At 58.9% G+C, this 13,465-nt stretch carries 6 protein-coding genes and 1 pseudogene; all 7 read left to right on the plus strand.

Going from position 1 to position 13,465, the window contains the following annotated elements; genetic code table 11:
* The first annotated feature begins 783 nt into the window (after nt 1-783).
* Nucleotides 784-2,520, plus strand: coding sequence for a chromosomal replication initiator protein DnaA (gene dnaA / locus AC1DN0_RS27825; RefSeq protein ID WP_441630228.1), 1,737 nt, complete (start codon nt 784-786; stop codon nt 2,518-2,520).
* A gap of 424 nt (nt 2,521-2,944) precedes the next feature.
* A complete protein-coding gene (gene dnaN / locus AC1DN0_RS27830) occupies nt 2,945-4,069 on the plus strand; it encodes a DNA polymerase III subunit beta (protein WP_174424425.1) in 1,125 nt (374 codons plus the stop codon).
* A gap of 227 nt (nt 4,070-4,296) precedes the next feature.
* A complete protein-coding gene (gene gyrB, locus AC1DN0_RS27835) occupies nt 4,297-6,834 on the plus strand; it encodes a DNA topoisomerase (ATP-hydrolyzing) subunit B (protein WP_477146159.1) in 2,538 nt (845 codons plus the stop codon).
* Between the two features lie 149 nt (nt 6,835-6,983).
* The gene (locus tag AC1DN0_RS27840; RefSeq protein WP_441630223.1) at nt 6,984-7,844 is read left to right on the plus strand and encodes a DUF6216 family protein; all 861 of its coding nucleotides are present in this window, start codon (nt 6,984-6,986) and stop codon (nt 7,842-7,844) included.
* A 225-nt stretch (nt 7,845-8,069) separates the two neighbouring features.
* The gene (locus AC1DN0_RS27845) at nt 8,070-10,814 is read left to right on the plus strand and encodes an McrB family protein (RefSeq protein ID WP_441630221.1); all 2,745 of its coding nucleotides are present in this window, start codon (nt 8,070-8,072) and stop codon (nt 10,812-10,814) included.
* A gap of 3 nt (nt 10,815-10,817) precedes the next feature.
* Nucleotides 10,818-13,106, plus strand: coding sequence for a DUF2357 domain-containing protein (locus AC1DN0_RS27850; RefSeq protein ID WP_477111989.1), 2,289 nt, complete (start codon nt 10,818-10,820; stop codon nt 13,104-13,106).
* A gap of 70 nt (nt 13,107-13,176) precedes the next feature.
* Nucleotides 13,177-13,465, plus strand: a pseudogene (locus AC1DN0_RS27855) (toprim domain-containing protein); the annotation flags it as partial.

The following is a 13,465-nucleotide window of genomic DNA, read 5'->3' on the forward strand; positions in this document are numbered from 1 at the left end:
TCCGCTCCGACCCCGTCAGCCTGCTCGGCCCGCTGCCTGTTCCGGCCAATCCAGCCATTTCCGGCACGCTTCAGCTTAGTGAAAAGCTGAGGTAACGCGCCAGTCTCGCACGGAACAGGTCAGACCCGGCGATGCGCATACGTGATCCCCTGCGGCATCGCAGAACCCGCCATTTAACTGAGTTTCGCGCGGTGTGTCAAGACTACGGATGGTTTAGAGACGTGTGCGGCACCCCTGCCTGAAGAACACGCAACAGCCTGTTGTATTTCATTGTCCACAATCGCCAGTGGGTAAGTTTTTTTATTGCGGGGGTTGCACCCAGGGTTGGCGGGGGTGAGTGAAGTCCCTGTTTTGTCAGGCTTTTCCTGCGTTTTACCTACCCGGAAACCCGCACCAGAACTGGGGTTGTGCACAACAATTCACTGCTTTTTCACAACTTATCCACAGACTTATCCTTTGTGGATAACTTGGGGCGGGGGGTACAATCCGGGTCCAAACACCACACGGGCTGCGTGGCGCAAGCGCAACCCGGGCACTACTCCTGGCATGCCGGACAACGGACGCGCAACGGGCGGCGGCGGTTACGCCACCTGTCTCGTCAGCGGATCCCGCTTGTCGCGTCGATTACCAGGGAGCCCGGGCTGCGGGGTCATTTGCGGATCGCTTTTGCGGTCGCTTTTCGGGGTTTACGGACTGCCGGCAGGGATGCCACATCGATCCTTGCCTGTTGTCCATTTGACCGGACTGACCATGTACCCGTGGCGAAAACCGAACAACAAAACAATGCAAGATTTCTGGCAGGCAGCAGCCGCGCAACTCGAGCGCGAACTGACGCCGCAACAGTTCAAGACCTGGATCAAGCCGTTGGCGCCTGTCGGCTTCGACGAGGAAGCGCACGCGCTGCGGATCGCCGCGCCCAACCGCTTCAAGCTCGACTGGGTAAAAAGCCAGTTCTCCGGGCGCATCACCGCGCTCGCCTGCGAATACTGGGAAGCCAACGTCAGCGTTCACTTCGTCCTGGATCCCGCCGCGTCGGGCCGGGCGGCTGCCGGCTATCCGCAGCAAGGGCAGCCCGGCATGGCGCCGGCGCACGCCGGCCCCGGCTATCCGTCCGGCCAGCCGCTGTCGCAGAATTTCGGCCAGCCCGGCATGCAGCCGGGCCAGGGGGCGCCTGGCTACGGCCCCATGAACCAGGCCGGCGCGCAGCCGCAAGGCGGCCCGCGCGGCGGGCAAGCGCCCTACCCCGGCAACTATCCCGGCAATGCTGGCCAGGGCAATATGGGCGGCATGGGTGGCGAGCTCGTCGATATTGACGTGCCGCAACTGGACCCGGCCGAGGCCAGCGCCCGCTCCTACCGCGTGCAGCCTTCGCAGCAGCCCATGCAGGGCGGCCACCCCGGTCAGCAGGGCGGCCATCAAGGGCACCAGGGGCACCAGGGACATCAGGGCCACCCCGGCAACCAGCCAGGCGGCCAGCAGCAGAACGACTCGGTGCACGAGCGCTCGCGCCTGAACCACATCCTGACCTTCGACAACTTCGTCACCGGTAAGGCCAACCAGCTCGCGCGCGCCGCCGCCATCCAGGTGGCCAACAATCCCGGCAAGTCCTACAACCCGCTCTATCTATATGGCGGCGTAGGCCTGGGCAAGACCCACTTGATCCACGCCATCGGCAACTTCATGTTGCTGGAGAACCCGCGCGCCCGCATCCGCTACATCCACGCCGAGCAATACGTCTCCGATGTGGTGAAGGCGTACCAGCGAAAAGCCTTCGACGAGTTCAAGCGCTACTACCACTCGCTCGACCTGCTGCTGATCGACGATATTCAGTTCTTCTCCGGCAAGAACCGCACGCAGGAAGAGTTCTTCTACGCCTTCGAGGCCCTGATCGCCAACCGGGCGCAGGTGATCATCACCAGCGATACCTACCCCAAGGAAATCAGCGGCATCGACGATCGCCTGATCTCGCGCTTCGATTCCGGCCTGACGGTCGCCATCGAGCCGCCCGAGCTGGAAATGCGCGTAGCGATCCTGATGAAGAAAGCCGCCGCCGAGAACGTCAGCGTGCCCGAGGAAGTCGCCTTCTTCGTCGCCAAGCATTTGCGATCGAACGTGCGCGAGCTGGAAGGCGCGCTCCGCAAGATCCTGGCCTTCTCCAACTTCCACGGCAAGGACATCACCATCGATGTCACCCGCGAAGCGCTAAAGGACCTGCTGACGGTGCAGAACCGCCAGATTTCTGTCGAGAACATCCAGAAGACCTGCGCGGATTTCTACAACATCAAGGTCGCGGACATGTACAGCAAGAAGCGGCCCGCCAATATCGCGCGGCCCCGCCAGATTGCCATGTACCTGGCCAAGGAACTCACGCAGAAAAGCCTGCCGGAAATCGGCGAGCTGTTCGGCGGACGCGATCACACCACCGTGCTGCACGCGGTGCGCAAGATCGCGGATGAGCGCAGCAAGGACGCGCAGCTCAACCACGAGCTGCACGTGCTGGAACAGACGCTCAAGGGGTAACCCCGAGCGTGAAATCGCAGTGAATCAGCATTTAGCAGACCCGTCACGCGGGGCTGGCATACTGTAGGGTACGCGCCGGGCATGGCCCGGCGCATGAATCAATCGGAAGCATCGCCGGGGCATTGCCGGAACATTGCCATGAAAACGGCCTGGGCTAAGGCTTTGCGGTGAGTCGGGACGAGCGGCGGAGGGGGTGGCCGGCGACAAAAGTCGCCAGCCGTCGAAGAAGTCTTAAATTGTGGTGTTTGGTGCACAATTAACCCTCCGGTCGCGCTTCCCCCGCTTCACCGCAGCGGCTTATCCTTGGTACAATGGCGAATTAACTTGTTGATTCCAAAGTAATTTTGGTAATGCATACGAGTTAGTGCAAGTCGTCAATACGCACCCGCGGTCGCTTACTACAAAACGACGAAGGATAAATTCAATGCAATTGGTCAAAACCTCGCGAGACAATCTGCTGCGTCCGCTGCAAATCGTGAGCGGCATCGTGGAGCGCCGCCACACACTCCCGATCCTGGCCAACCTGCTGATTCGCAAGTCCGGGTCCAACGTATCCTTCCTCTCGACCGACATCGAGATCCAGATCACCACGCACGCCGAATGTGGTGTGGGCAGCGACACCGTGGCCACCACCGTGGCCGCCCGCAAGCTGCTCGACATCCTGCGCGCCATGCCCGACGGCGAAGTCGCCCTGTCGCTCAACGACAAGCGCATGACCGTGCAGTCCGGCAAGAGCCGCTTCGCGCTGCAGACCCTGGCCGCCGAGGAATTCCCCACGGTAGCCGAAGCCAGCGAATTCGGCGCATCCGTCAGCCTGCCGCAAAAGACCTTCAAGCACCTGCTCGCCATGGTCCACTTCGCCATGGCCCAGCAAGACATCCGCTACTACCTCAACGGCATGCTGCTGGTGGTGGACGGCAAGAAGGTCATGGCAGTCGCCACCGACGGCCACCGCCTGGCCTACTGCGGCGTGGAGCTGGACACCGAAGCCACAAGCGGCGAAGGCGCCCCGTCGCGCCAGGAAGTGATCATCCCGCGCAAGACCATCCTCGAGCTGCAACGCTTGCTGGAAGACAACGACGATCCCGTGCAAGTGCAACTGGCCGCCAACCAGGTCAAGTTCACCTTCGCCAATATCGAGCTGATCTCCAAGCTGGTCGAAGGCAAGTTCCCGGACTTCCAGCGCGTGATCCCCAAGGGCTACAAGAACGCCTTCGCCATCGATCGCGTCAAGCTGCAGCAAGCCCTGCAACGCACCGCCATCCTGACCACCGACAAGTTCAAGGGCGTGCGCTGCATCCTGGATACGCACGTGCTCAAGATCAGCTCCACCAACGCGGACCAGGAAGAAGCGCAGGAAGAACTCGAACTTGATTATTCGGGCGATGCCCTCGATATCGGTTTTAACGTGACCTATTTGCTGGACGTGCTCGCCAACCTCAAGAGCGAGCAAGTCCAGGTCAGCCTCGGCGACTCCAATTCGAGCGCGCTGATCACCGTGCCGGAAGACGACAACTTCAAGTACGTCGTCATGCCGATGCGCATTTGATGAGCCGGTAACAAGGACCACAAGATACGCAAAACCGGAGCATCTAACGGCACACCACGGCTTGCGCAGCCGCCCCAGGGGCCCCGCGCAAGACCCGCCGCACCAGGGGCCGGATCGTCGAGATCCGCCCCTTTTGCCGTTTTTATGTAACCCGCTATGCGGCCCGATCCGGGCGCGCCCATCCGGGCGTGACGAGAGATCGCCGCATTCGCCGTGAGTAAGAGAACATGACCGAAGAGCAACAACCGCAATCGCAACCGCAACAGCAAGACAGCTACGGCGCAGGCTCGATCCAGATCCTGGAAGGCCTGGAGGCGGTGCGCAAGCGTCCGGGCATGTACATCGGCGACACGTCCGACGGCACCGGCCTGCACCACCTCGTATTTGAAGTGCTGGACAACTCCATCGACGAAGCCCTGGCCGGCTGGTGCACGGAAATCACCGTCACCATCCACAGCGACAACTCGATCTCCATCACCGACAACGGCCGCGGCATTCCCCCGCTCGTCAAGTTCGACGACAAGCACGAACCCAAGCGCAGCGCGGCAGAAATCGCCATGACCGAGCTGCACGCCGGCGGCAAGTTCAACCAGAACAGCTACAAGGTCTCCGGCGGCCTGCACGGCGTGGGCGTGTCCTGCGTGAACGCCCTCTCCAAGTGGCTGCGCCTGACCGTGCGCCGCGACGGCCAGGCCCACCTGCTCGAGTTCGCCCAAGGCGCCGTGCRGAACCGCCTGGTGGAAACCGTGACCGGCCCCGACGGCGTGCCCGTGGAAGTTTCGCCGATGAAGATCCTCGGCCCCACCGACAAGCGCGGCACCGAAGTCCACTTCCTCGCCGACGAAGAAATCTTCACCAACGTCGAGTTCCACTACGAGATCCTGGCCAAGCGCATCCGCGAGCTCTCGTTCCTGAACAACGGCGTGCACATCCGCCTGGCCGACCAGCGCACCGGCAAGGAAGAAGACTTCGCCTTCTCCGGCGGCGTCAAAGGCTTCGTTGAATACATCAACCGCGGCAAGAGCACCCTGCACCCCAACATCTTCTACGCCAACACCGAAAAAGACGGTATCGCCGTAGAAGTGTCCATGCAGTGGAACGACGGCTACAACGAACAAGTCCTCTGCTTCACCAACAACATCCCGCAACGTGACGGCGGCACCCACCTGACCGGGTTGCGCGCCGCCATGACGCGCGTGATGAACAAGTACATCGAAGAAAACGAGATCGCCAAAAAGGCCAAGGTAGAAACCACCGGCGACGACATGCGCGAAGGCCTCGCCTGCGTGCTCTCCGTCAAGGTGCCCGAGCCCAAGTTCAGCTCGCAGACCAAGGACAAGCTCGTCTCCTCCGAAGTGCGCCTGCCCGTGGAAGAACTCGTCGCCAAGGCCCTCGGCGACTTCCTGCTGGAAACCCCGGTAGACGCCAAGATCATCTGCGGCAAGATCGTAGACGCCGCCCGCGCCCGCGAAGCCGCCCGCAAGGCCCGCGAAATGACCCGCCGCAAAGGCGTGCTCGACGGCATGGGCCTGCCCGGCAAGCTCGCCGACTGCCAGGAAAAAGACCCCGCCCAGTCCGAACTCTTCCTGGTGGAGGGTGACTCCGCAGGCGGCTCCGCCAAGCAAGGCCGCGATCGTAAGTTCCAGGCCATCCTGCCGCTCAAGGGCAAGATCCTGAACGTGGAACGCGCCCGCTTCGACAAAATGCTCTCCAGCCAGGAAGTGCTCACGCTGATTACGGCGCTAGGCACCGGCATCGGCAAGGACGACTACAACCTCGACAAGCTGCGCTACCACCGCATCATCATCATGACCGACGCGGACGTGGACGGCTCCCACATCCGCACGCTGCTGCTCACGTTCTTCTACCGCCAGATGCCCGACATCATCGAGCGCGGCCACGTGTATATCGCCCAACCGCCGCTGTACAAGATCAAGCACGGCAAGGAAGAGCGCTATATCAAGGACGACAAYGAGCTCAACGCCTACCTGCTGCGCCTGGCCATGGAAAAGGCSGCCCTGGTCAACCCCGACGGCAGCGAAGTCGCCGGCGACGCCCTGACCGAACTGGCCCGCCAGTACCAACTGGCCGAAGCCGTGATCGGCCGCCTGGCCCGCATCGTGGACAGCGACGCCCTGCGCGCCATTGCCGACGGCATCGAGCTGGACCTGGACAGCGCTGCCGCTGCTGAGGCCTCAGCTACCGCGCTGAAGGCCAAGTTGTCGGAAATGCACGCCAAGACGCTGCTGGGCGCCGCGGTGAATGACGACGGCACGGCGGATGTCTATGCGCAGTTTGATGAGAAGACGGACAAGCACCGCCTGATGATCGCCCGCCGGCATCATGGCAATGTGCGCCTGTCTCACCTGGACGCTGACTTTGTCCACGGTGCTGATTACGCTGCGCTGTCGCTGGCCGCCAAGACCTTCCAGGGCCTGATTGCGGAAGGCACCAAGGTGCGCCGTGGCGAGGGCGAGAAGCTGCGCGACCAGACGGTGAATGACTTCCACGCTGCCATGCAGTGGTTGTTGTCTGAGGCCGAGCGTGGGGTGTCTCGTCAGCGCTATAAGGGGCTGGGGGAGATGAATCCTGAGCAGTTGTTTGAGACTACTTTGGACGTTACCCAGCGCCGACTGCTTAAGGTGCAGATTGAGGATGCTATTGCGGCGGATCAGATTTTTACTACGCTGATGGGGGATGAGGTTGAGCCGCGGCGGAACTTCATTGAGTCTAATGCTTTGGTGGCTCGGAATATTGATGTTTGAACAACGTCGCTAAAAATCTCTAATTAAAAAAAGGCCAACCTCGTATCGAGGTTGGCCTTTTTTTTGTCAATGCATCGTAAAGTGATGCTTCTGCATCTCAACTACATCTGCGGAGAAAATACAGATGATCTCGTTTAGAGGAGAGTGAGTTGGAAATATTTGAAGGGGTAAAGGGACTAGCAAGCCTGGGTACAGCACTAGGAATTTCGTCGGTATTGCTCGGTTCCATCTTGGTGGCCTGGTTGGTTTGGAGGCGGACGAGATCAACGCATAGTCTAATGACAAGGCTGTGGGCTCGGTTTGACAGAAATTCAAAAAATACCGATCAGGCTATTGCTACGTTCTTGAGCGGACAGACAAATTTAATGCAGTTTAGATTCACGACTGGAGTACCTGCCAGGACGCTCGCACAAGCCCACAAGCTGATCAATTGGACGAGTGCCCATAACGAGAACATTGATGCAGTGAAAGCATGTGGGGAGTACTTCGATATTGAGCGACCTGGGTTGAAAGAGCCTTCCAAGTTGCCAGGAATATGGACGCTAGGGCCTCTGTTCACAATCTTTATTACCTTCTTTGTTGTCGCGTTGCTAGTTGCTGTTGGGGCAATTCAATCGTCCGCAATCTTGCGCACAAAGGATAGTGGTCTTACCTTTCTGCTATCGAAAGACAATGCAGTGATGCTTTGGTCAGATGTCTCATTTGGCACGAAACAGTGCAAGGAAGACCGCGCCGCTATCACGCTTGCGACTGAATTCAAAGGCTTCGAGGTGGACGCGATATGCGATCTTATCGTCGACGGGAGAGCGTCGGAGTATGTGCGCACAAACGTGCAGCTGCAGAGAGTAATGCTCCCATTCATTTCTGGATTTCTTGCAACTATCGCCCTTATGTGCTTGGCTTACGTCTCGTGCGGCGTGAATGCCAATGCAATGTCGGCTAGATTGGCGAAGAGGGAGTGCCTAGCTCTTGATTTCGCTGACGACGGCAAGAAGGCTGCTCAATCGTAGAGGGCCAAACCGATACACGGTGCCGAGCGCAGGAACGTCCGCCTGGAAATCGATGATTCGCTATCGCACGTTTCCGACGTGTACCTCATGCTTAGGGTATCGCCACGTGAGCATAAAAGGTACGATCTTGTCGAAACGACCCCATTCCGTCAGCATAAAGATTGCTGATACGCGGTCATTTTGGCTAGGAATTTGCTGAGTATATATTTCGAGGAGCGAAGTGGCATGAGCCGGTACTGTGGAGACGATGATTCAAAGCCCATCCTCGAGGCTGCCGCCCATTGGCGCGACTCCGCGCTGCTCGGTGGTGGCTCTGTGCTTACTAGCAATAAGCTCTGGACATCGTCTTTGCTCGATGTTCTCGACGAGTACTTCGTTCGGCGACCGGATGTAGGCGATGGCAAGTTCCTGCAGAAGCTAGAGCAGCAACTAGCGCCGACAGACGGCGCCGCTAAACAGCTCGTGGCAGAGATGATGTGGGTTATGTATCTCTGCCCAAGCAGCCTGACTCCCGCACATAAACGGAAGACCGTGCAGACCGTATGGGCATGGTCAAGTGAAGAGGCCCCAACGAATTCCCGCTGGCTAGATGATGACGCCCTTGCGGGGGTCGGAAGTGCGGGCCCTGGATTCAACCAGAATCAGTGGCGCGAACTTGTGTTCCTCATCAATTTCATGCGTCGCTTCCGTGAGCTAGATGCCGGTGAGCGGCAGCGGCTGATGGAAGACGGTTGGAAGTTCGACGAATGGCTCAAGGAGGTGCCCGATTGGGAAGCGAGGCAGCTCCGCCACATGCTGCTCTTCCTTCTCTTCCCGGACGACTTCGAACGCATCTTCGGCCAGAATGATCGGAAGACCATCGTTCGACACTACTCAAAGCGGGATCGCCGAGAAGTGAATCGAATGGATGCTGTGCAGCTGGATCGTGAGCTGCAATCGATACGCAAGCGTCTCGAAGTCGAGCGGGGCACCACGCAGCTGGACTACTACGTGCCGCCACTCAAGGGCGAGTGGAGGAGTGAGACCTTTGCGGCAGCCACGGAGAGCGTGATGGCAGAGCATGTCCGCCAAGCCATCGCGGAAATCCAGCAAGACGGTGTGCCTCAGGATGCCGAATCGACGGGCTACGATCTTGTGGATGACGGAAATCGGTACCCACCGAAATTGGTGCTATCGCTTGCAGTAAAGCATGCAACCGGGGAGCCTTTGGATCGCGCCAATTTCTCCGGTGGTGAGGAGTCGTCAGCCTTCCGTCTGTTGCGTCGCCTTGGCTTTGAAATTAAGCCCAAGGATGAGGCCGAGAGCGGTATCGCAGAATTGATGCAGCGATTCCTAGAGCAAGCCGAGTCAGGTAAGGAACTAAGTGCGCAAGGTTACCTCCGTGAATACCAGGGACTGAAAGTACGTGTGAGTTTTGGAAAAGGAAATTTCGCAAGAATCCCATGGATTGCGTTCCTCGGCGATGGGCAATCCGTGTCCGAGGGCGTGTACCCCGTGCTGCTGCTGTTCAGGGATAAGCGGCAACTATTGCTTTGTTATGGCGTGAGTGAAGAGGGGGCGGCGCGGTTGAGCTGGGGCGACCTAGACGGAGCACAAACAGTAAGAGAGTGGTTCAAAGATCGTTACGGCCACAGCCCCGATCGATACGGCGCCTCATTCGTCCGCGCTGCATATGACATTTCTCAGCCACTTCCAATTCCTGAACTGCAGCAGGAGCTGGATGATCTGATCGATGTCTATGCTGGGGTACTGTCCGCCGGGAGTACCGATATGCCGATGGAGGCTACTGAGCCCGTGGAGCCGGACATGCCTTTGCCGGTTAGGGCCAATCTACGGGAGGCGGTGCTCGCGTTTAGCGAAGCGTTACAAGCTTCCGGCGTCAAGTTCGGCGATCAGCATGACACGCTTGTCTCCGCCTTCGTCTCAAGTATCGTCACAAAGCCGCTAGTTATCCTGACTGGGCTATCCGGTTCTGGCAAGACGCAAATCGCCATCCGATTTGGTGAGTGGTTAGGTGACGATCGGCTCCACGTTGCAGCGGTGCGTCCTGACTGGACAGGCGCCGAGACCTTGTTTGGCTATGAAGATGCACTAAAGCGGGAGCTCGACGGACGCCCAGCCTGGGCGGTTCCTGCTCCACTCGAATTCATCTTGAAGGCAGTTGCAGACCCGCAGCATCCATACGTCTTGCTGCTAGACGAAATGAATCTTGCGCACGTAGAGCGCTACTTCGCAGACGTGCTGTCTGGTATGGAGTCTGACAAACCTTGCCTACCAAATCTTCAACGAGGTACGGATGGATGTTGGCGTGTGCGTGCCGGCGAGGACGCAAGAGTACCAATCCCACGCAATCTGTGGATAGTTGGCACGGTCAACGTTGACGAAACTACCTATATGTTCTCGCCAAAGGTACTGGATCGTGCCAACACCTTTGAGTTTCGCGTGCAGTCGAGCGACCTATCGATTGAGGCGCGGAAGCCTACGCCGTGCGCTCCGGGCGATGCCGAGCTGGTGAGAGGCTTGCTGACCATCGCGCGAGACGATGATTGGCATTTGACTCACCAAAGCGGTTCAATTGATGAGCTTACTCCGCGCCTGAAGCACCTTCACGAACTGCTAAGTCGCTATAACCTTGAGTTCGGTCATCGAGTGTTCTATGAGGCGATTCGGTTTGCATCGCTGGCAGAAGAAGCTGGTATCAGTGGTCTGAACGCAGTCCTGGATCGGATCGTTATGCAGAAGGTTTTGCCTAGATTACACGGATCACGGCGACGCCTCGAACTCCCACTACTGGCTCTCGCCCAGTTCTGTCGTGATCTGCCCGCGTCAATCACGAGTGACGACAAGCTGCAAACCGCAGGTGTTGAAGAGATACCGGCGCAAGGCGCTGAGCTACCAACTTCGTACGCGAAGATTCTTCGCATGCTCCGCAGCCTACGTGCAAACCAATTCGCTAGCTTCACAGAGTAAGTCGTGCGTACCGTTTCCGAAGCATCGACTCCATTGCTTTCGCCGTCTGGCGCGACCGTCGCCGTACTGAATGTAGCGGTGTTGCCTCGGAGAGGTAGCGCATCGCCCGCGACGCTCTGGGCTTCAGCCGGGCTCCAGTATGGCGATGAGACTGTCTGCGCCATGGAGTTGCTGGAGGGAATGGAGTACCGATACACATGGAAGAACCTTGCACCGGGTATATGTAGTATCACCGCAGACCCTGAGGAGATCTTTCAGCCCGACACTGTCGAAGGGCTGTCAGGTCGTCTCCGACCCGGACTATCGACCGGTACCGTTCGCGTCGTGCTCCGCGAGGGTCCTGTCGTGCTGGGGCAGCAGGAGATCGAGGTACGTTCCCGAAAGCTCACTTACCTCTCTGAGTATCGTTGGATGCTTCGCGATATCGCTGAGCGAATGACGGAGCTTGTGATGGACCGCTTCGCGGTCAGCGACGCTCGATTTGAGCAGGATGATACGCGAGACGCGGTGACGCTCTATCAGCGCTTCACGTTCTTGCGAGCCTTGTTAGAAAGTGAGAGCTTTCAAGGGGCTATTCGAGAGGTTCTTCGCCGGCCACACACTGCGTGGGACGTGGCCAGCGAATTTGTTCGGCCTGGCAGTGGAATGCGCGCGGACTCTCACGTCCTACGGCAGCTTGCCAAGGCCGGGCAACGATCCGCATGGCCGGGCGGCACCATTCCCTCCGTGCCTTCACGGCTTGAGCGCCGGCGAACCGAGGCGACGCATGACACAACACCCAATCGCTTCGTGAAGTTTGCCCTTGAACATTGGTCTCAGATTCTTGGTGATATCGATCTAGGCCTTGCAATGGGGCAGCCGACACCGGCAACTACTCGGGGCCGCCGCGAAATCGCCGCTGTTATGACACAGCTGGAGAAGATCCTGCACCACGACCTGTTTGCCGAGGTGGGTAAGATGGTGCGATTTCCCGCTGATGATCAGGTCCTGCAGAAGCGCGAGGGTTACAGGGACATCTTTAAGGCCTATGTTGAGCTTGAGTTTGCAGCCCGCCTATCCTGGCATGATTCGTCCGAGGAATATGGCGCGGGGTTGAGGGATGTCGCCACACTTTATGAATATTGGGCATTCATCCAGCTAGCGCAGGTCGTAGCCGATTTGGTCGGACAGACATTTGACATGACGCCATTGGTGCGGTCGCGTAAAGATGGTCTTACTGTTGGGATTCAGTCGGGCGTTGAAACTGTTCTCAAGGGAGAGGTAGAGCGTTTTGGACGGCGCATGGTGGTGGAGCTCTGTTTTAACCGGACCTATCGCGCCGGTTCGGGAGGTGTAGCTTCGTGGACAAGGCCAATGCGCCCAGATTACTCTCTGCTGATTGGCCCGGCGGAAGGGGAGCCAGCCGCCTTTGAGCCGATCGCTCTTCATTTCGACGCCAAGTATCGGGTCGAGTTTCTCAAAGAAATCTTTGGCGCCGGTGATGACGTGGAAGAGGATGCCGGCCTGCAACAGGGGCCAGTCAGTCTGGTACGCGGGGGGGCTTTGCGTGCAGACCTCCTCAAGATGCATGCTTACCGCGATGCCATCCGACGGACCGCAGGGGCCTACGTGCTCTATCCGGGTGGCGACGGCGAGGAAGGAAGCAATCAGTATCTCGAATACCATGAGCTACTGCCAGGGCTCGGTGCTTTTGCGCTTCGGCCAACTGATATTGGTAGCGCCAGTGGTGCACCTGCATTGCAGCGGTTTATCAGTGAAGTGCTTGATCACGTGGCAACCCGCCTGACCAGGCATGAGCGGGGGCGATACTGGCTGGAGGAGGCGTATGGTGAACCGTTGTCCGGTCAATCTGCCCGCTTGCTCGCCACGCCGTCGCCCGAAACCACTGTGCTTTTGGGGTTCGTGAAGAGCCGAGAGCATTGGCGCTGGATCGAGCAACGTAAGGCCTACAATGTTCGAGCGGAAGGCAGAAGTGGTGGAGTCCAGGCTGGTGCAGATCTACTACACAGCCAACTTCTTCTTCTCTACTGTCCCTCCACGCAGCAGATTGCACTCGCTCGGATCGTGTCTGATGCGGAAGAGATATCCTTGGCCGGCATGGTTGCAATGGACTACCCGGAACCGCGCGGAGTGTATTGGTGTGTACAACTCCGCTGGCTAGACCAACTTCAGTGGCTTCGTGGCTTCTCTCCGTCCAAAATCGAGCAATACGCTACGAGCCAAGGGCCGTTGTATGGGGCACCTGTTAGAACGTCCTGGGGTGTCATCGAGTCAGCCTGCCGTGTTGGGTGAGTGATGAAAACGCTCATCCGCGATAGCGTGATTTTGTCTTGCCCTTTCGGGATCTCTAGGGAGACGTGCTGGGCACGGCATCGGCAAGGACGACTACAACCTCGACAAGGTGCGCTACCACCGCATCATCATCATGACCGACGCGGACGTGGACGGCTCCCACATCCGCACGCTGCTGCTCACGTTCTTCTACCGCCAGATGCCCGACATCATCGAGCGCGGCCACGTGTATATCGCCCAGCCGCCGCTGTACAAGATCAAGCACGGCAAGGAAGAGCGCTATATCAAGGACGACAACGAGCTCAACGCCTACCTGCTGCGCCTGGCCATGGAAAAGGCGGCCCTGGTCAACCCCGACG

The organism is Cupriavidus sp. 05N39 (assembly GCF_056397325.1).